Origin of the sequence: Polycladidibacter hongkongensis (assembly GCF_001561995.1) — a bacterium.
GTDB classification, from domain to species: Bacteria; Pseudomonadota; Alphaproteobacteria; order Rhizobiales; family Stappiaceae; genus Pseudovibrio; species Pseudovibrio hongkongensis.
This window is the reverse complement of record NZ_LLWC01000010.1, coordinates 59527-79089: the sequence shown is the minus strand read 5'-3', so window position 1 is coordinate 79089 and position 19563 is coordinate 59527. Positions and strand designations below refer to the sequence as shown.

Sequence of the window (19563 nt, the reverse complement as noted above, 5' to 3'; positions counted from 1 at the left end):
AGTGAACTCTATGACCGCACAAAACCAGCGGGTGCTGAGTGCCGCAGAAACAGGGTTTGAGGAGGCGTTTGCCGCCACTCACGGTAAGCAAAGCGACGGCCTTGGTGAGGCGCGCCGCGCCGCCATGGCTCGCTTTGAAGCAACCGGCCTGCCGCACCGCCGCATTGAAGAATACCACTACACTGATTTGAAGGCCAAGCTGCGCAGCGCCTTCGCGCTTTCTGCAAAGGCTGAGATTGTAGCCCCTGGCGCTGTGGGCGAGGTGGAGACACAAGGCCGTCTTGTTTTTGTCAATGGCCGGTTTGATGCCGCCCTGTCAAATGTTGAGGCGCTGGCGGGCAAGATCAGCGTATCTGCATGGGCAGAAGAGATGGGGGCAGAAAAGGCGGAGGTGCAAGCCCATGGCGCGGCTGCCTTCCCGCGTGCTGATGCACTGGTTGATCTGAACACGGCGTTTGTCCAAGGCGGGGCAACCATCACGGTTGCTGGTGGCGAAAAGCTTGAAAAAGCGCTGGAAATCGTGCATGTGGCCAAGGGTGAGGGCGCCAGCTTCTCGCGCATTGATCTGGTGGTCGAGGCCGGTGCTGATGTTTTGGTGCTGGAGAGCTATCAGGGCGACAGCGGCGCTTACCTGCGCAATACACTGACCACACTTGAGGTGGGCGATAATGCCAAGCTTACTTGGGTCAAGTTGCAAGAGGAAGCGGAAAGCGCGACCCATCTGGCCTCTGCTACGGCAAATCTTGGCAAGGGTGCTGAGCTGAGCCAGTTCCTGCTAGACGCGGGCAGCGGGTTGTCTCGCAGCCAGTTTGCCGTTGCCTTCAACGGTGAGGGCTCTAACGCTGCACTGCGCGGGGTTTCGCTGCTTAAGGGCGACAGCCACGCGGATATCACGCTGAGCGTTGATCACAAGGTGCCGGAATGCAATTCCCGCGAATACTTCAAGGCGATTGTCGATGACAAGGCGCGCTCTGTATTTCAGGGGCAAATTCTTGTGAAGCCGGATGCGCAGAAAACCGATGGCCAGATGATGGTGCAGTCTTTACTGCTCTCGGAAAGCGCCGAGGTTAATGTGAAACCGGAGCTGGAGATTTTCGCCGATGACGTGCAGTGTGCCCACGGCTCGACCACGGGCGAGATCGACGAAGACTTGCTGTTCTACCTGCGAGCCCGCGGTATTCCGGAAAAGGAAGCGCGCAAGATTCTTATTCTTGCTTTCCTTGGCGAAGTCATTGACGAGCTGGATGACGAGCGCGTTGGCCCCTTGCTTACCAGCCGTATCAGCAACTGGTTGCACGTTTAGCACCTAGAAGGAGTACGCCATGACCCTGCCTGCTACAGAGGTGCAGCCTCAAAGCCAGTCTTTTGATGTGGCGGCCGTGCGCAAGGAGTTTCCCATCCTGTCGCGGCAGGTCCACGGCAAACCGCTGGTGTTTCTGGATAGCGGCGCGTCGGCGCAAAAGCCGCAAGCGGTAATTGATGCGGTGAACGCGGCGTATAGCGGCGAATACGCCAATGTGCACCGCGGCTTGCATTATCTCTCCAACGCCACCACCGACAAGTTCGAGGGCGCGCGGGAGAGTGTGCGCAAGTTTCTTGGAGCGCCAAGTGCGGAGCAGATCGTCTTTACCCGCTCGACAACAGAGGCCATTAATTTGGTCTCCTACGGGCTGGAAGAGCAGATCGAACCGGGCGATGAAATCATCATTTCCATTTTGGAGCACCACTCCAACATTGTTCCGTGGCACTTTCTGCGCGAGCGCAAGGGCGCGGTGATAAAGTGGGCGCCGGTGGCCGAGGATGGCTCTTTCTTGTTGGAAGAGTTTGAAAAGCTGCTTAGCCCGCGTACCAAGCTGGTTGCCATGACGCAGATGTCCAACGTGACAGGCACTGTGGTGCCGGTTGCAGAGGTAACGCGCAAGGCGCATGCGGTCGGGGCGAAGGTGCTGATTGATGGTTCGCAAGGTGCGGTACATATGCCCGTCGATGTGCAGGCTATTGATGCTGATTACTACGTCTTTACCGGGCACAAGCTTTATGGTCCCTCCGGTATTGGCGTGCTTTATGGCAAAGCGGCGGCTCTAGAGGAATTGCGCCCGTTTAACGGCGGCGGCGAGATGATCAAGGATGTAACACTGGATGGTGTGACCTATGCCGATATCCCGCATCGCTTTGAGGCGGGCACTCCGCCAATCGTGCAGGCCATTGGCCTTGGAGCGGCGCTGGAGTTTGTCATGCAGCTGGGCCGTGATAATATCGCGGTGCATGAAGCGGCCCTGCGTGATTATGCGCAAACCCGCCTTGGGGATATGGATGGCCTGCGCCTTATTGGCACTGCCAAAGGCAAGGGGGCAATCTTCTCCTTCGAGATGGAGGGCATCCACGCCCACGATGTTTCGATGATTATTGATCGCGAGGGCGTTGCTGTGCGGGCAGGCACCCACTGTGCCCAGCCTCTGTTGCAGCGCTTTGGTGTTACCAGCACCTGCCGTGCCAGCTTTGCCATGTACAACTGCGTGGAAGAAGTAGACGCTCTCGTAGCGGCTCTCGAAAAAGCCCGCAAGATGTTTGGATAGTCCTATGAGCGAGAATGTAAACCGTAGCGAATTCTCCGGTGAGGAGATCGCAGAGACGCAGATTAACCAGAGCTCTGCAATCCCGCAGGAAGAGCTGGAACAGCTCACATCTGATATCATTGCGGCCCTGAAAACCGTTTATGACCCCGAAATTCCGGTAGATATTTATGAGCTTGGTCTCATTTATAAGGTTGATATCGAAGATGACCGCACCGTTAAAGTTGACATGACGCTAACCGCGCCTGGTTGCCCGGTGGCCGGGGAAATGCCGATCTGGGTGCAAAACGCCATCGGTTCGGTGCAAGGCGTTGGTCATGTGGAAGTTGAAATGGTGTTTGATCCGCCATGGGATACATCGCGCATGTCGGACGAGGCGCGCGTTGCGCTTAACTTTTTCTAGGGCGGGCGGCTTTAAACAAGGAGACAGGAAATGACATCACGTTTTGCCCCTGTGTCTGTGACGCAAGAAGCAGCGGACTACATTGCCGCGTTGCTTGCTGCTCAGGAGGAGCCAGCGCTTGGCCTGCGTATCTCTATCAAGAAAGGTGGGTGCGCAGGTATGGAATATGCCATGGAGCTGGCCAGCGAGGAAAAGCCCGGAGACGATATGGTCGAAGCTCATGGCGTACGTGTCTATATTGATCCTTCGGCCATGCTCTATCTTTTGGGTACAGAAATCGGCTTTGAAACCACCAAGTTTCGCTCCGGTTTTACCTTCAAGAACCCAAATGAACTTTCGGCATGTGGCTGCGGCGAAAGCGTAGAGCTTGGCCGCGCAGATCTCGAAAACTTTCTTAAAGGGGCCCCTGAGGGCGACACCCCGCAGGAAGCTTAAATAGTCATTGATGTTGTAATCGGGGAGGGCGCTTGCTCTCCCCTTTCATGTTTTCAGGTGCAGTTTTTCTGCCGAGGAGGAATATCTTGCGTTTTTTTGAAAAACTAAAACAGGCATGCACAGAGGATTGGCACGCCTACACTCACCATGCATTTACCGAGGGCATGGGTGACGGTTCTTTGCCATTGCCAGCCTTCAAAAACTATCTGGTACAGGATTACCTGTTTCTTATCGAGTTTGCCCGCGCTTACGCTCTTGCCATTTACAAGGGCGAAAACCTATCCGATATGCGCAAAGCCCTTGCCTCGGTGCAAGGAATTCTAGATGTGGAGATGGATCTGCATACCAAGCTGTGCGCGCAATGGGGCCTATCGCTTGAGCAAATGGAGGCAACGCCAGAGGCATCGCAAACACTGGCTTACACTCGCTACGTGTTGGATACTGGTATGCGCGGCAACCTCCTGGAGCTGAAAATCGCTCTGGCGCCATGTGTTATTGGTTATGCGGAGATTGGCGCGCGTCTTGCAGCCAGTGCAAGCGGCCTTGCAGAAGATAACCCCTACAAGGTCTGGATCTCTGAATATGCAGGGGAAGAGTATCAACAATTGGCCGAGGCGGCCATTGAAGAGCTTGATGATCTTTATAATCGTTATGGTTCGCAGCAGGGCTTTGATCGCTATGCGCAAATTTTTGCCAATGCGACAAAGCTAGAGGCCGATTTCTGGCAGATGTCGCTTTAACATGCCCTAAAGAACGATGCGGGCGCAGCCCGCATCGTTCTTTAGGTTAGTCTTAAGTGTAAAGCATGTTTGGTAGGTTACATTCATATCGCATGCTTATTATACTAAAAACATGGGAATTAATATTCATGCACCATAAAATTATATAGACACATAACTATAGGTAGAGGATAGAAATAGGCAATTACCCCTAGTTAGTAAAACAGGGGTGCCCAGCTTCTTATTCGGAGTATCCCTGTGCCTTCGGTCTTTGCCCATATAACAGGTCAAGTTGTGTTGCTGATCTGTATTTTAGTTTCATCAAATATTTCGAATGCGCAGGCACAAGACCTCGCAGCGCTTAAGGAACTATATAAGCGTCCGTTGGAAATTCCATTTCCCAGCAATGCAGTATACACCCCCCAGCGCGCCACACTGGGTAAGATGTTGTTCTTCGATCCGCGCCTGTCAGGTGCAAAGAACATGAATTGCGTCAGTTGCCACAACCCCTCGTTTGGCTATGAGGTGCCCGTAGAAACCGCCGTCGGCAGTGCCAATGTTGCCTTGAAGCGACAAGCTCCCACAGTGCTGAACGCGGCTTGGGTGACTACGATGTTCTGGGATGGGCGCGCTGCGACACTGGAGGAGCAGGCAGAAGGGCCTATTACTGCACCAGTGGAAATGAACGGCAAGTTTGAGGACATCATCGGCATTCTGGAGGAAATCCCGGAATATGCTGAGTGGTTTGCAGCCGCGTTCCCGACTAAGGGTATCACCAAGTCCACAATTCTCACAGCGATCGCCACCTATGAGCGCACCGTCGTAAGCGGTTGGGCGCCATTTGATCGCTGGGTCGAGGGGCAGGACCGCGCCATTTCGCAGTCTGCCATTCGCGGGTTTAAACTGTTTAACGGCAAGGCAAAATGCGATAAGTGTCACACAGGCTGGAACTTCACAGACAACAAATTCCATGATGTTGGATTGTTCGGTGATGATCTTGGGCGCGGTGCATTGGAGCCTGATAACTCCAAGATGCAATTTGCCTTTAAAACCCCCGGCCTTCGTAACCTCAGCTATCGTGCCCCGTTCATGCATGACGGCAGCCTGCCAGACTTGGACGCCGTGATGGCGCATTACAATTCCGGCGGCATGGAGCGCCCCTCTCGTTCTGAACACGTTCATCCTCTGGAGTTAAACAACGAAGAGCTGGAGGATCTTAAAGCCTTCATGCTCTCGTTAACAGCCGAGCAAACACAAACCCCTATGCCGACTTTGCCAAACTGAGGCTCCAATGAACATCACCAGTAAAATTCTTGCACCCGTTGTGGTGTTACTTGCCTTGGCTGTGGCGCTCATCAGTGCGCTCGTGTGGCAAGAAGCGCAAAAGCGCCAACAGATGGAAGAGATTGCCTTGCGTGCTTTGGCCGCGCAGCGTAACGCGTTTGCTCTGGTTAACGAGCTGCACTCTGCCGAGCAGTTGGTTGCCCGTGCTTTGGACATGACCCAGTTTACCACGCAGCAGGAATACAAGCGCTTGTTCTCCCAAGTAGAGACAAACCTTGGCGGGCGCTTACATCAGACGCTCGAACTGTCACTTGATGAAAGCATGACCAAAGCGATCAAGGCCGCGCAAGCCTCGTACACCGCTTGGCACAACGACACAGCCATTCTTTTAGGGCTCGCTCCGGCACCGGCCATACCAACCAAAGAGAAGATGTCGCGTCGCAACGCGGCATTGAACAGTTCGATCGCCGCCATCGCACGCACCACACAAAACGAAAGCAAGAGAGTTCTGCACGACAAAATCGAGCAGGCCAAAGCGGCGGACATCATCGCCCTTACCGTTTTGTCCGTATTTGGCATTGTCGGCGTGCTGGCCTCCCTTTGGACGGCAAAAAGCGTCGCCCGCCCATTGGTTGCTCTTTCCGGGCGCATGAACGCTTTGGCCCGCGGTGAATTGGGAGAGCCGCTTGTGCTGCGCGCACGCGGCGACGAGATTGGCCAAATGCAGCAATCAGTTGTTGTCTTTCGTGAAAACGCCATCACCAAGCGGCAGCTTGAAGCGCAAACCAACGAGCAGCGCCAGCAAGAGCAAGAAACACAGGCGCGCAAGCAAGCCGCAATTGATGCTTTCCGCAGTGCAGTTGCCCAAGAAATGGCAGAGTTGTCCAACCAATCCTCAGGAATGCAAAGCTCAGCGGAAAGCTTGCACCACTTGGCAGACAGCGCCAAGCGAGAGGCTGGCAATGCCGGTGAAGCGGCCAACAATGCCTGCGACAACGTTCAGCGTGTCGCCAGCGCTGCCGAACAATTGTCAGTCGCGATCAGTTCAATCAGCAGTCAATCAAGGCGGGCAAATGAGTTGGTGAGCGCAACGGTTGAGACCGCGGCGCAAACAGATGTAAAGGTTGCGGATCTTTCGCTAGCGGCGGAGAAAATCGGCGAGGTCCTCAATCTTATTCGCGACATTGCTGAAAAAACCAACCTTCTTGCGCTCAATGCCACCATTGAAGCCGCGCGGGCCGGCGAGATGGGGCGTGGATTTGCGGTCGTCGCCACCGAGGTTAAGTCGCTCGCCGGACAAACCGCAGCAGCAACAGAAGAGATTACCGATCATATCGCCGAGGTGCAGCGCTCAACCACCGGAACCGTTGAGGCAATTTCCACAATTAGCAATGCGGTACTAGAGGTCAGCCAGCTCACCATTGCAATCGGTGAAGGCGTTGGCGAGCAGCAGGCGGCAACCAGCGATATCGCCGGCGCGGCGCAAGCTGCCTTTGCCCAATCACAAAACGCTCTGCAAAGCTCGGCAGCAGCGACAACCGCCATCGAGCAAACCTCCAATGAAGCCGGTGCGGTTAACAGCTCTTCCCAAAAGCTCACTAAAGTGACAGCAAGCCTCACAGGAGAGGTGGACCAATTCCTGCGCAGTGTTTCGCACTCATAGTGGGTATGGGCAATTTACATAGCTGGCAACTCACACCTTTTCGGTGCGTGCTCGGCAGTATAGCTCCGGCCTAACCCACTTCAATCGTAGCTATTAAGAATGTAAGGCAGTGGATCCGCATCCAATCCCGTACTCTGATATTGGTATCGAAGATTTAAGCTCTAGCAACCCTAGTAGGATTGGTGAGGGCGCCTTGAGGCCTCGGTAACAGCAGAGGGTGGTAACGGTTTGGATGTTTACCAGCCAACGCGTAAGGGGTTAGGTCAATACAATTCCATGCTGGAACCGCGTGAGCTGCGGTGACAAGTGAACCGCTGCAATGAACAGATTGGTGTGTTGACATCAAAGGCGATGTGCAGGAAAGGTGACTGCGCACACCTCCAACGCACTTTAAGGAACCTTGGTCATGGCAGGATTACTGGATCACGGCAGCCTCAAGTTCCTTGACTTGCTCAGCCCAAAGAGCAAAGCGGCTTTTGCTGCTGCTGAGCATCGTCACACCTATCAAGATGGCCGTACGATCTTCTCACCCGGCGATGATGGGGATCGCCTGCTCATTGTGCGCTCAGGGGCGGTTAAAATGGGGCGCTTTAGCCCAAGCGGCAGAGAAACGATTCTCGCCGTACTTGGTGAGGGGCACTTCATTGGCATCATGGGTGTTCTAACTGATCGCAAACGCTCGCAAAATGCAGTTGCAGTTGGCAAAACGACAATTGGTTATGTTCACAAAGCAGATATACTCGCGCTAATGGACAGTTGCCCCGAAATCGCCCAGGCGATTTTGCCAGCAACATTGAGCCGTTTAAATGTAGCGCTGAACATGTTGGACGATCTCCGCTTGCTACCCTTGCCTGCTTATACAGCAGTGTTTTTGCAAAATATGCTCGAAGCCTCAGAAGTGCCGGGGTTGCTTAACTGGAACCAGTCGGAGTTGGCGGTCGCTGTAGGCACCTCACGTGTTTCCATGGGTAAAGCGCTCAAACAGCTGGAAAAAAATGGACTAATCGTCTTGAAATACGGCGCAATCGCTATTCCTGACAAGCAAGCGCTGTCGGATTGGATTGACGCAGCGAGAGCCGAGCATATTTCTTTTTGATGTGTAAGCAGCTCCGCCAGCTGCACTAATATAAGTAAATGTTGAAATTGCTAAATTCTTAGCATTCTTTACGCGACTGTCTACGTACAATTCCTCGGTAAAACTAACCAATAAAATATCAGGTGTCGGCATGTTGACTGCTGCCACAGGTATTCAAGTGCGCTCTGGCGATTGGCTAGGAAGCGTAATCTGTAGCAGCGTTGCTTTGAGGGGGGCTTCATACATGCAAACAAAACAACTTCGAGCCAGCCAGAGACTGCCTATTTGATAGGTGGCATGAAGTCCGGGCGCTATTCGCTGTATGGCGCGGTGCGCCCGCTTGCATCTGCGTTTTGTATGTTGGTGATGAAGAAGCGTCTGAGAACGGAAGCGTTCTCCTCAACGCAAACTATCCCAATTCTCCACGGCTCGATGCTTTAGGTTCAGGAGCTTATTGCCGCTCAACCAACGCCTCGTTGAGGAGTGCATTTTGCTTTGGGCTGACCAGCACTCACTTAGAATATGTGTAGATTGAGGAATTGAATGTTCCAAAATGATTTTGGTTTGCAGGCTTTTCGAAAGAGAGAAAGGCCGTTTCCAGCGTTGCGTTTTCCTGTGAACGCTTTTCTGGCCTTAAACTTGGCAGCCGTCAGCCGGTCTGTTCTGGCGATGCCCATAGCGAGCCTCTCTTTCCGATCCGGTGACAGGGGCCTAGGTGCCTCGCAAAAGCCAGATCCATGTCGACCCTCAACTGGTTGTGACCTCAATCCTACTTTTCCGCATCCGCCATTAATTGCGCAGTTGCGCCGCCAGCAAACACGACGGACTTGGACTGCTGTCTGATCCCACTTTGGTTTTGCTTTTCCGATTTTTTTACTCTTCAGGGATAAACGCAGATGCGACGCTTGATCTTTGCATACAAAAACACATCAGCCTTAGTTTCGCATAGGCTTGCCATACTAGTCATTGCAGGCGCACTAACGGCAACGCCCCAGATTAGTCAGGCAGATGTTGTCTTTACCGGTAAAAAACGCGGCTCTTTTGGTGGTAGTTATTTGTACTTAGGCTATGGGGGAGTTGGAACACTTACAATCTCAGGCGAAGACGACGAAGGCGTAAAAGAAGATAAAACTATTGTCGGCGATTTGAATCTTGGCTACCGCAGTTCTATCGATAGCGGGATTGCCCGCGGTGAGCTTAACGTGCTTGACGGCGCGCACGTGACTGTAAACCGCGATATAGCTCTTGGTCATTATTTCCATAGCACGCCAACACCTGCAGAAGGAGGTCGTATTCTTGTTTCGGGTAAAGGGTCTATACTATCAACTTTAAGCCAACTAGATTTCCGATATGGAACGAGCGTACTCACCGTTGCGAATGGCGGTACTTTTTCCGCACCCTATTGGATCAGGTTTGGTGACGCTGTTGGAATGGGCAAGTATAGCCGTTTTTCCCTCAATATCGGTGCCGCGAAAGATGAAGCTGCGCAGGCCCCGGGCATACTGGATATTCCAAGCATCTATTTTCGGTATGCCAAGAGCGAGCTGAATTTCAATCACACGGATGATGCTTATATTTTTGATGTCGACATCGGATCGGTATTAGCCTCTGCGGGATCTAACCACACAATCAATCATTTGGCAGGCACAACGATCTGGACCGGCGGTGTGGGTACATTCTTTGGCTATAGCCAAAGATTTGCTGGCACGACGAATATCACTGGCGGTGCGTTGATCGTCAATGGCGAGTTGCCTGGGCAGATCAAATTGACGGGTGGCGCGCTGGGGGGCACGGGCACTGTCGGCAATGTCGAGGCGACAGATGGTACGCTCTCTCCAGGCCAGAAGGGAACCGGCAGTTTAACGATCGGCGGCAATCTCGTGTTGGGCGAAAGCACGAAGCTCGCTTTTGGCCTTGGCGCGCCCGATGGCACTTCGGGAGTAGATAGCGACCTGATCACCGTTGGCGGCGACCTGACGTTGGATGGTACAATTGATGTTACCGACGCTGGAGCGTTTGGTGCAGGCGTATATTCATTAATCACCTATGGCGGCACCCTGACAGATAATGGCCTCACACTCGGGCTTTCCCCGCTTGGTTATGACTATGCCCTGAGCACCACTGCAACGCCCGGTACGGTGTCGCTCTTGGCCTCGGAGCAGGATTTATTGTTTTGGAACGGCACCTCGGCCGCCGACGGCACCGTACATGGCGGCACAGGCACATGGAATACGACAAGCCAGAACTGGACCAATTCCGCCAGCTTCACAGATCTTGCCTATGATCCTAACAGCTCTCTTGTTTTTCAAGGCACTGGTGGGACTGTCACCGTGGATAGCGTCGGGATCTCGGTTTCATCTGGCCTACAGTTTGCCGCAGATGGCTATCAAGTCACAGGTGGCGATCTTAACCTCAACGGTGCGACCTCGGTCCGTGTTGGTGAAGGATCAAATGCTGGAGCGGACTTCTCTGCGACCATCGCCTCTGACATAAGAGGAGCAGGCTCTCTGAATAAAACCGATTTGGGCACACTTATTCTCAACGGCAACAATAGCTATTCAGGTGGCACAACCCTGACAGCGGGTAAGCTGCTTGTTAATGGCTCCATTGGTGATGTCACAGTCCATGGCGGCAGCCTTGGAGGTTCAGGTGCTGTCAGGGCTGCCGCGTTGAATTCAGGTGCTGTGGTAACGCCTGGAAACTCCATCGGGACATTGAACGCGGCTTCTCTTGTTTTCAATAGTGGGTCAACCTATGAGGTTGAGTTGAACGATGGCGGCGATGTGGCGGGCACCAACAACGACCTGCTTGCCGCCAGCGGTGCGGCGACGATCAATGGTGGTACGGTGCACGTTAAGCCGGAGAATGAAACCGATAACGGGTCAACCTATACCGCCGGCACAGTTTATACGATTATCAGTGCTGCTGGGGGCGTCTCCGGTACATTTGATGGATCAACCCCGACGGATGACTTCGCCTTTCTTGACTTTGAGCTCTCTTATGATGCCAACAGTGTTTATCTAGGTTCCAAATCGGTATCGAGCACGTTCTGTTTGGATGGTATGAGCGCTAACCAATGTGCGACGGGGGAGGGCGTTTACTCAACCGGCAGCGGAAGCCTATTCGCTGCTACTCAAAATCTTTCCAACGCGGCAGCCCCGACTGCTCTTGACCAGCTTTCAGGCGAAGCCCACGCCTCAATGAAAACCGCTCTGATTGAAGATAGCCATTTTACCCGCGAGGCGGTACTCAACCGAATGCGCACTGTACTGGATGCAGATGCCGATAGTGATCAGCAACAAGCGACGAAGCACGTCAGCGACAGCTTAACGTTTTGGGGGCAGGGCTTTGGTGCCTTCGGAAGCTGGGAGCACAGTCACAATGCAGCCGGAATGGACCGTAAAACCGCCGGTTTCCTTTTAGGAGGGGACGTTAGCATCGCGGAAAGTTCCCGCATCGGTATGTTTGGCGGCTACAGCAATTCTAATATGGATATTGATGGTAGATCATCCTTTGCGTCGCTGGGGGCGCTGCATCTTGGTGCCTATGGCGCAACAGAGCTAGGCCCGGTAGGGCTGCGCGCCGGAGCGAGCTATACATGGCATGATATCGACAAAACCCGTTCCGTTACCTTTACCGGCCTTGCTGAGACCTTGTCAGGGTCCTATACGGCGCAAACCGCTCAGCTTTTTGGTGAGGCAGGCTATCGTTTTGACTTTGGCGTCAGCAGTCTGGAGCCTTTTGCCAATTTGACTTACCTCCACCTAACCAGTGGCGCCTATTCAGAGGTCGGTGGAACAGCGGCATTGACAGCGGTGCAGCAAGGTATGGACAACACCTTTACCAGCATTGGGCTACGCGCGACGACAGAGGTAAACTTTGGAAACGCCACCGCGGATCTTTTTGCACAAGCCGCTTGGCAACATACCTTCAGCACAATAACTCCCACGGCTCGGCATGCCTTTGCAACAGGGGACGCGTTTTCTGTGTCCGGTGTACCGGTTTCTAAAGACACCTTTCTGCTCAATATGGGGATATCGGCAGAATTGGGGGAAAACTCGACATTGAGTGTGCTCTACGATGGCCGATTTGCCTCAGGCTTCATCGATCAAGGGCTCAAGGCAACACTTGCCCTAAGATTTTAAGAATAAAATCACATCTGCGATTCTTGCAATGCAAGATAGGGAGCGAGTTTGAGATGACTAGGGGCAAGCATTAGGGTCTTCAACGCGCAAGAGCTCTAAGCTTGTGCCGATAAAAATGCAAAAAGCTCCCCAATAGGGAGCTTTGCACAACCTCTTCATATACCATGAGGTAAATGGTGAGCCCGCACGGGTTCGAACCGTGGACCTACTGATTAAAAGTCAGTTGCTCTACCAGCTGAGCTACGGGCTCTCGCCACGTTCACATTTGGTATAAGTCCTTCAAGATTAACTCTTTTTGAACTTTAACCTCCCGCGATCCGCGTCGTTGAGAGGGTGTTTAGTCGGTTGAGATGAGTTGCGCAAGCTAAAAGTTGACCCAATCGCAAATTTTCCAAATTCACTGTGTGAAACCTTAGCGAGCACTCGGTAAATATCGCAAGCCTGTGGGAAACAGGGGGTGCACTGAAACTGCAAAAACTGCCAAGATAAATTCAATGCGGTGGATGGTGTAACGCCTTGTCTGTTTCAAGCATTCTGCCCATCGAGGAATGGTGCGACATGGCTTTTCAGGAATGGATGTTGCATTTCTAATTTTTACCCTGCGGCAGATAGGTATTCATTATCTGTGCAGCAATCTGGAGGCTCTGGTGCAGCTATCGGGAAACACGTAAAAGTTTAGAGCTGCTCCTAGAGAGAAAGAATATTCTGATATAGGAATATACTGAAATAACACTTCTAACGCTCCCGCTTTTAGGGGTGGGTTTACCCTATCTACGGGAATTTACGAAAGAAGTTGTGTATATCAGTTTTTTTCACTACCGGGCCCTTAGGCTGTTGGGTAGGTAACCTTGCGCTTGGGACGCTCATGCGCAGCACTGTCATTTCTTGGGATGTACGCTGCTGTATACTAGAGGTAAGTGCCAAGCAGAGGGGGAGTGGTGTCACACGTGATGCCAAGTGGCGGCTTTGTACCAACACTTCAAAGCCCCTGAAATATAAAGACCCGTAAAGGGTCTCGCAAACTGGAGGATCCTAATGAGAATTACAAGCATTGCACTCGGTGCAGCATTGGCTATTTCCGGCGCGTCCACTGCGCTGGCTGAGCAGACATTCGTTTCAATTGGTACCGGTGGCGTCACCGGCGTTTACTACCCAACCGGTGGCGCTATCTGTCGTCTGGTTAACAAAACCCGCAAAGACCACGGTATTCGTTGCTCTGTAGAGTCTACCGGTGGTTCTGTATACAACATCAACACTATTCAGGCTGGTGAGCTGGAATTCGGCGTTGCCCAGTCTGACGTTCAGGCTAATGCATACGAAGGCCGTGCTCAGTGGGATGGCAAGCCTTTTGAAGGTGTTCGTGCAGTATTTTCCGTACACCCAGAGCCGGTAACAATGCTTGCTGGCAAAGATGCTGGCATCAGCAACTACACCGATCTCAAAGGTAAAAAAGTCAACATCGGCAACCCAGGTTCCGGTCAGTACGCCACATGGCAGCTGCTGGAAAAAGAGGGCATCGTTAAAACTGACGATCTCGCTCTGGCAACCGAGTTGAAATCTGCAGAAGCTGGTGCTGCTCTGTGTGATGGCAAAATCGATGCCTACTACTGGCTCGTTGGTCACCCATCCGCTGCAACCCAGGAAACCGTATCCACCTGTGACGCACAGCTGGTTAACGTAGAAGGTCCTGCAATCGACGCACTGTTGGACAAGTACTCCTTCTACCGTAAGGCGACCATCCCTGCTGGCATGTACAACAACGACAAAGACATCAACACCTTTGGCGTTGGCGCAACCATCGTCACTTCCGATAAGGTTTCCGATGATGTTGTTTACACCGTTGTTAAGTCCGTATTCGAAAACTTCGACGACTTCAAAAAGCTGCACCCTGCCTTCGCAAACCTGAAGCCAGAAGAAATGATCAAGGATTCCTTGACCGCTCCTCTGCACCCAGGTGCTGTGAAGTACTACAAAGAAAAAGGCTGGATGTAATTGAAATGGCTCGCTATTTGCTAGCGTAGCTGACATCTGTCTAAGGAAGGCCCGCAAAAACCCTCGGTTTTTTGCGGGTTTTCGCCATCAAATAATCAAAATAGTAATCATGCCTCGACTTGGGGGCGAAACTTAGGGGTGGGCGATGAGTGCAGAGAAGCACAAGGCGCAGGTGGATGCCACCGAACTGGTCGCGCAGACCGACACCGGCGCGCGAAATCTATCAGGTTCACTAGGAACACTGGTTGCCGCAATTGCGTTTTCTTGGTCATTGTTTCAACTATATGTGGCATCCAGCGTGCCGTTCTGGCTGCATGATGTTACCGGTCTAAAGCTGATCTTTAATAACTCCGAAGTCCGTTTCATACACCTAGCTTTTGGTATGGTATTGGCCGGATTCGCTTATCCTTTGTTTGCAAATAGTCCGCGCTATCGCTTGCCGTGGTATGACTGGTTGCTGATCGCAGCTGCTGCGGTCTCCTGCCTTTATCTGGTGGTTATGCGCGAAGCGATTGCCGAGCGCGCGGGGCTGCCAACGGATGTCGATCTGGTCATATCCAGCGTCGGTCTGATCGTTCTGGCGATCTCGGTCTATCGCACCCTTGGCCTGCCACTGGTTATTGTTGCAGGTGTTTTCCTGCTCTACGCGTTCTTTGGCAATCAGCCATTCCTGCCAGAAGCTATCCAGTGGCGCGGTGCCTCTTTTGGTAAGGCAATGTGGCACTACTGGATGCAGCTGGAAGGCGTGTTCGGTGTCGCTGTCGGCGTCTCCGCCTCGATGATCTTCTTGTTCGTGCTGTTCGGTTCTCTCTTGGAGAAGGCCGGGGCAGGGAACTATTTCATCAAATCCGCTTTCGCGCTGCTTGGTCACTTGCGTGGTGGACCAGCAAAAGCCGCGGTTGTCGCCTCGGCCATGAGCGGCCTTTACTCCGGCTCCTCCATCGCCAATGTGGTCACCACCGGCACTTTCACCATCCCACTTATGAAGCGGACGGGTTTTCCCGCGGAAAAGTCCGGCGCTGTTGAGGTTGCCTCTTCGGTTAATGGCCAGTTGATGCCCCCGGTAATGGGCGCAGCGGCGTTCCTCATTGCCGAGTTTACGGGTGTCGGCTATCACGAGGTGGTGAAGCATGCATTTGTCCCTGCCGTCATTTCTTACATCGCTCTGGTGTACATTGTGCATTTGGAAGCGTTGAAAATGAACCTCAAGGGTCTGCCCAAGCCACCTGCGCGGGTCACTCTGATGCAGCGACTCATTGGCGTGCTCACCGGCTTTATCGGCATCTCACTGCTTGGTATGGCAGTTTACTACGTCCTTGGCTTCTTTAAGGCGAACATCCCGGGCCTAACCTTCCCGGTGGTGATGGCAATATTTGCGGTGATTTATGTCTTCCTCGTCCGCATCGCATCCAAGATGCCAGATCTGGAAGTTGACGATCCAAACGCGCCGATTAAAGAATTGCCGCTCGCCTCTGATGTGGGCAAAACCGGCTACTACTTCATCCTGCCGATCGTGGTGTTGATCTGGTGTATCTTGTTGGAGCGTTTCTCGCCTTCGCTTTCTGCCTTCTATGCAACGATGGCGATGATCTTCATCGTTCTGACCCAGCATCCGCTTAAAGCTTTTTTCCGCGCACAGGACATCGCCGGCACGTTCAAGCGTGGTTTCAATGACTTCGTTGAGGGAATGATTGGTGGCGCACGCAATATGATCGGTATTGCTGTTGCAACCGCGGCAGCTGGGGTGATTGTTGGCACCGTATCGATCACCGGCGCACACCAGATGATTGGTGAGTTGGTAGAATACCTGTCGGGCGGCAATCTGTTGCTTATGCTGGTGCTGGTCGCCATAATGAGTCTAATCCTAGGCATGGGCTTGCCAACCACTGCAAACTACCTTGTGGTGTCTTCCCTTATGGCGCAGGTCATCGTCGATCTGGGGGCGCAGAACGGTTTTGTTGTGCCAATTATCGCAGTGCACTTCTTTGTGTTCTACTTTGGCATTTTGGCTGATGTCACACCGCCGGTCGGGCTTGCGGCCTTCGCCGCCGCTGCGATCAGCCGTGGCGATCCGATCAAAACAGGTGTGCAGGGCTTCATTTACTCCATCCGTACAGCCCTGTTGCCGTTCCTGTTCATTTTCAACACAGACCTGTTGCTGATTGATGTGACTTTCAATCACGCGATTTTCGTCTTTGCTGTGGCTGTTGTCGCGATGATGCTGTTTGCCGCTGCAACGCAGGGCTACTTCTTTGCCCGCTCCAAAATGTGGGAGTCTCTCACGCTGCTGTTAATTGCATTCACTCTGTTCCGTCCGGGCTTCTGGCTCGACATGGTGGAGCCGCCATTCCATCAGGCAACAGGGACAGCAACTATGCAGATGCTGAGTGAAGCGCCAAAAGAAGAAGAGGTTCGTCTTCGCTTGCAGGGACCGGATTTTGATAATCCGGACAAAACAATCACGTGGACACTGCCACTTACCGTGGCTGAAGGGGATGCGGAGGCGCGCCTTGCAGCCGCAGGCCTGTCTGTCTTTGAGGAAGACGGTGTGATGGTGTTTGAAGAGCCATTCCCAGGTACACAGCATGCGGAAGAGTTACAGGTCTTCGATTTTTACGGGGATACCCCTGTGACACTTGCGCGTACTGAGGTGAAGGCTCAGCGTATGGCTCGGGAATTGTTCTATATTCCTGCACTACTGTTGTTGGCGTTGGTCATTATGGTTCAGCGTCGGCGGCAAACGCAGCCAGCCTTCTAAGCAAAGGAACGGGAACAGATATGTTCAAAAAGATCCTACTTCCTCTTGATTTAAATGAGGAAACCGTGTGCAAGCGGGCGTTGCCTGTCGCGCTTGATATGGCAAAAAACTACGAGGCGCAGCTGCACATCGTGGCAGTCGTCCCAAGTTTTGGTAAGGCGCTGGTTGGCGGGTACTTTGGGAAGGAGTTTGAAGCAAAGGCTCTTGAACGTACCCGGCAGGCACTGGAAGAACTGCTTGATGCTGAGTTACCCGAAGAAGGTATGGATGTGCAGGGGCATGTGGCTCACGGGACGATTTACGAGGAGATCATTAACGCAGCAGATAAGCTTGCGTGCGATCTGATCGTATTGTCCTCGCACCGGCCCGAGCTTAAGGACTATCTACTCGGGCCGAACGCTGCCCGAGTAGTCCGGCATGCGAAGCAATCGGTCATGGTGGTTCGCGAAGAAACCTAACCGCAAGAACGAAGGCCCGGCATCTAGTCGGGCCTTTTTCATTGTTTCAGCATTGTTTGTACCCGCTAGCAACTGTTCCCCTTAGTTTCCAGCGAGCCATGGTCATTGCGCGTTCGCAAAGATGTGAGTGTAAAGCGTATTCACGCGCTTGCTGCTCTGTTGCTTTTCTCTGTGAAGCCCGTGTCTTTTTTGTTATAGAGCTTTCAAGCTAGAGGCATCGCGGTGCCTTGCAAGAGGATGCGAAAAAACAATTATGCTTGAGCAAGTCAGTCTATTTGGAGCCTTTTTAGGCGGGGTGTTATCTTTTATTTCCCCTTGTGTCTTACCACTTGTCCCACCTTACCTTGGTTATGTTGCGGGCCTTTCTGCGGAAGACATGCAGGCCGATACGCGCAGTGCCGGCACCAGTGCCAAGGTGTTTATGGCAGCACTTGTATTTGTTCTGGGCTTTTCAACGGTCTTTGTGTCTCTAGGCGCCACGGCCTCTGTTATCGGTCAAAGCCTGCTTGCCTATTCTGATGTTCTGGCGAAGGTCGCTGGGGTGTTCATAATCGTAATGGGGCTGCATTTTCTTGGTGTCTTCCGCATTGGTTTGTTCTACCGCGAAGCGCGCCTGCAAGTCTCCAGCCGTGGCAATTTGCTGGGTGCCTACGCCATGGGGCTGGCGTTCGGCTTTGGGTGGACGCCCTGCATCGGGCCGGTCTTGTCATCGGTGCTGTTTGTTGCCGGGGCGAAAGAGACTGTAGGGCAGGGGGCAATACTGCTTTCCGCATATTCATTGGGTATTGGCCTGCCGTTCCTGCTTGCAGCACTGTTCGCGCGCGCATTTCTTGGCTTTATGGTCCGTTTTCGCCGTCATTTGGAAACCGTTGAGAAGGTTATGGGCGGCGTCCTCGTGCTTACGGGAATTGCCTTTTTGACGGGAGCCATTCAATGGCTGTCTTTTCAGTTACTTGAATGGTTCCCGGCGCTATCTCAGGTGGGGTAGTTTGGGCTTGCTTAGTGCCTAAAAAAACGTGCTGGTAACGTGGCAAGCAGCAGCCCTATCATCACCCCGGCAAAACCTGCAAGGTGATAGGCGTGCGCTTGCTCCTCAAGAAATATAAGTGACATGCCAACGCCATAAGGTGGCATGAGGTACATAAACAATCCCGCAACTGACGCTCCAACCTGTTTAATTCCGTACTGGTAGCTTAAAAATGCCAACACAGAGGCAAACAACGCCAGCGCACTGATTGAAATCCAAACACTTGGCGAAGATGGCAAGGGCACGTGCATCGCACTTGTTGGGACGAATGCCTCATAAAGCATAAATGGGGCCAGCAAGACAACGCCAAATGAAGCCACAGCAAAAAAAACGGATGTGGTGGCTGCGCTACCCAGCTCGCTGCCTTTAAGGCGAATGGAATAAAGAGCCCAACAAACTGTTGCCAAAACGATAAGCGCATCGCCGCCCCCCAAACGTAGTTGCAGCAAAGCCCCTAACTCACCTTTTGCAACGATGATGGTTACACCCAATAGCGCTGCAACAATGCCAATCCCTTCACGCAGCTTGATAGCACGTCTGTTTATCAGCCAATCGAGAAACAAAATGGCCACCGGCGCGCTGGAATAGATCAATGTTGCGTTGGTTGCCGTGGTGCGGGCAAGGCCCACATAAACCAGTGCCCCACAAATCCACATTGCCAAAAATCCGAGGAAAAGCAGTTCCCCCCAATTTCGTAGCAACAGCGCCCAATCGCGTTTCAAGTCGCCGATGATAAATGGTGCGAGAATGATTAGGGCAAACAGCCAGCGAAAAAAGGCAAGAGCAAACGGGCCGGTGGCCTCAACCGCAGCGCGACCAACGACGAGGTTGCTGCTCATAAACAAAGGCATAACGAGCAAAATTGGCAAGGTTCGCAAGAATGGCGATTGTGCGGCGATCATTAGACTAAGCTTTCTATCTGATTTAGTAGCAGCAGCATACGTTGCAATGGCTTGATGCGACTACTGTGGAATAATCAACTTCAAGATCGTTGTATAATCAGGATAAACCCTGAAAAGTGCAATAGAGGC

General features: G+C 52.8%; 14 protein-coding genes and 1 tRNA gene. 13 read left to right on the top strand and 2 right to left on the bottom strand.

The features are described 5' to 3' along the window. The first annotated feature begins 10 nt into the window (after positions 1-10). From sufD to AYK82_RS05230, 9 genes are all read left to right on the top strand, one after another. Positions 11-1303: a Fe-S cluster assembly protein SufD gene (gene sufD, locus AYK82_RS05270; RefSeq protein ID WP_068312222.1), complete on the top strand. Its 1293-nt coding sequence runs from the start codon at positions 11-13 to the stop codon at positions 1301-1303. Positions 1304-1322: 19 nt separating this feature from the next. After that, complete coding sequence (locus AYK82_RS05265) at positions 1323-2576, top strand: aminotransferase class V-fold PLP-dependent enzyme (RefSeq protein ID WP_068312219.1); 1254 nt, start codon at positions 1323-1325, stop codon at positions 2574-2576. Positions 2577-2580: 4 nt separating this feature from the next. After that, on the top strand, positions 2581-2976 hold the full coding sequence (locus tag AYK82_RS05260; RefSeq protein WP_068312216.1) for an SUF system Fe-S cluster assembly protein: 396 nt from the start codon (positions 2581-2583) through the stop codon (positions 2974-2976). 30 nt (positions 2977-3006) lie between these two features. Beyond that, positions 3007-3411 carry a HesB/IscA family protein gene (locus AYK82_RS05255; protein ID WP_068312213.1) on the top strand — a complete coding sequence of 135 codons (405 nt, stop codon included), beginning with the start codon at positions 3007-3009 and terminating at the stop codon, positions 3409-3411. Between the two features lie 86 nt (positions 3412-3497). Further along, entirely contained in the window at positions 3498-4151 is a 654-nt protein-coding gene (gene tenA / locus AYK82_RS05250; RefSeq protein ID WP_068312210.1) for a thiaminase II, read from the top strand. Positions 4152-4430: 279 nt separating this feature from the next. Next, entirely contained in the window at positions 4431-5414 is a 984-nt protein-coding gene (locus tag AYK82_RS05245) for a cytochrome-c peroxidase (RefSeq protein ID WP_068312523.1), read from the top strand. Positions 5415-5421: 7 nt separating this feature from the next. Continuing rightward, positions 5422-7077, top strand: coding sequence for a methyl-accepting chemotaxis protein (locus AYK82_RS05240; RefSeq protein ID WP_068312207.1), 1656 nt, complete (start codon positions 5422-5424; stop codon positions 7075-7077). A 406-nt stretch (positions 7078-7483) separates the two neighbouring features. Further along, positions 7484-8173: a Crp/Fnr family transcriptional regulator gene (locus AYK82_RS05235; RefSeq protein ID WP_068312204.1), complete on the top strand. Its 690-nt coding sequence runs from the start codon at positions 7484-7486 to the stop codon at positions 8171-8173. A gap of 875 nt (positions 8174-9048) precedes the next feature. After that, positions 9049-12297: an autotransporter outer membrane beta-barrel domain-containing protein gene (locus AYK82_RS05230; RefSeq protein WP_208976403.1), complete on the top strand. Its 3249-nt coding sequence runs from the start codon at positions 9049-9051 to the stop codon at positions 12295-12297. Positions 12298-12471: 174 nt separating this feature from the next. Here AYK82_RS05230 and AYK82_RS05225 read toward each other — a convergent pair. Then, positions 12472-12547, bottom strand: a tRNA-Lys gene (locus AYK82_RS05225). Positions 12548-13332: 785 nt separating this feature from the next. On the opposite strand from AYK82_RS05225, the gene AYK82_RS05220 reads away from it, so the two are divergent. The 4 genes from AYK82_RS05220 (at position 13333) to AYK82_RS05205 (ending at position 18493) form a co-directional block, all read left to right on the top strand. Further along, positions 13333-14289: a TAXI family TRAP transporter solute-binding subunit gene (locus AYK82_RS05220; RefSeq protein WP_068312201.1), complete on the top strand. Its 957-nt coding sequence runs from the start codon at positions 13333-13335 to the stop codon at positions 14287-14289. 145 nt (positions 14290-14434) lie between these two features. Beyond that, positions 14435-17047, top strand: coding sequence for a TRAP transporter permease (locus tag AYK82_RS05215; RefSeq protein WP_068312198.1), 2613 nt, complete (start codon positions 14435-14437; stop codon positions 17045-17047). Positions 17048-17067: 20 nt separating this feature from the next. Next, positions 17068-17505, top strand: a complete 438-nt coding sequence (locus AYK82_RS05210) for a universal stress protein (RefSeq protein WP_068312195.1) — start codon at positions 17068-17070, stop codon at positions 17503-17505. Between the two features lie 253 nt (positions 17506-17758). Further along, the gene (locus tag AYK82_RS05205; protein WP_068312192.1) at positions 17759-18493 is read left to right on the top strand and encodes a cytochrome c biogenesis CcdA family protein; all 735 of its coding nucleotides are present in this window, start codon (positions 17759-17761) and stop codon (positions 18491-18493) included. 11 nt (positions 18494-18504) lie between these two features. On the opposite strand, the gene AYK82_RS05200 is transcribed toward AYK82_RS05205, so the two are convergent. Then, positions 18505-19434, bottom strand: a complete 930-nt coding sequence (locus tag AYK82_RS05200) for a DMT family transporter (RefSeq protein WP_208976402.1) — start codon at positions 19432-19434, stop codon at positions 18505-18507. Between the last annotated feature and the right edge of the window lie 129 nt (positions 19435-19563).

Excerpts from the sequence above, each read along its gene's own strand:
- sufD (WP_068312222.1), top strand. The coding sequence starts at position 11 with ATGACCGCACAAAACCAGCGGGTGCTGAGTGCCGCAGAAACAGGGTTT.
- AYK82_RS05265 (WP_068312219.1), top strand. The coding sequence starts at position 1,323 with ATGACCCTGCCTGCTACAGAGGTGCAGCCTCAAAGCCAGTCTTTTGAT.
- AYK82_RS05260 (WP_068312216.1), top strand. The coding sequence starts at position 2,581 with ATGAGCGAGAATGTAAACCGTAGCGAATTCTCCGGTGAGGAGATCGCA.
- AYK82_RS05255 (WP_068312213.1), top strand. The coding sequence starts at position 3,007 with ATGACATCACGTTTTGCCCCTGTGTCTGTGACGCAAGAAGCAGCGGAC.
- AYK82_RS05240 (WP_068312207.1), top strand. The coding sequence starts at position 5,422 with ATGAACATCACCAGTAAAATTCTTGCACCCGTTGTGGTGTTACTTGCC.
- AYK82_RS05235 (WP_068312204.1), top strand. The coding sequence starts at position 7,484 with ATGGCAGGATTACTGGATCACGGCAGCCTCAAGTTCCTTGACTTGCTC.
- AYK82_RS05230 (WP_208976403.1), top strand. The coding sequence starts at position 9,049 with ATGCGACGCTTGATCTTTGCATACAAAAACACATCAGCCTTAGTTTCG.
- AYK82_RS05220 (WP_068312201.1), top strand. The coding sequence starts at position 13,333 with ATGAGAATTACAAGCATTGCACTCGGTGCAGCATTGGCTATTTCCGGC.
- AYK82_RS05215 (WP_068312198.1), top strand. The coding sequence starts at position 14,435 with ATGAGTGCAGAGAAGCACAAGGCGCAGGTGGATGCCACCGAACTGGTC.
- AYK82_RS05210 (WP_068312195.1), top strand. The coding sequence starts at position 17,068 with ATGTTCAAAAAGATCCTACTTCCTCTTGATTTAAATGAGGAAACCGTG.
- AYK82_RS05205 (WP_068312192.1), top strand. The coding sequence starts at position 17,759 with ATGCTTGAGCAAGTCAGTCTATTTGGAGCCTTTTTAGGCGGGGTGTTA.
- AYK82_RS05200 (WP_208976402.1), bottom strand. The coding sequence starts at position 19,434 with ATGATCGCCGCACAATCGCCATTCTTGCGAACCTTGCCAATTTTGCTC.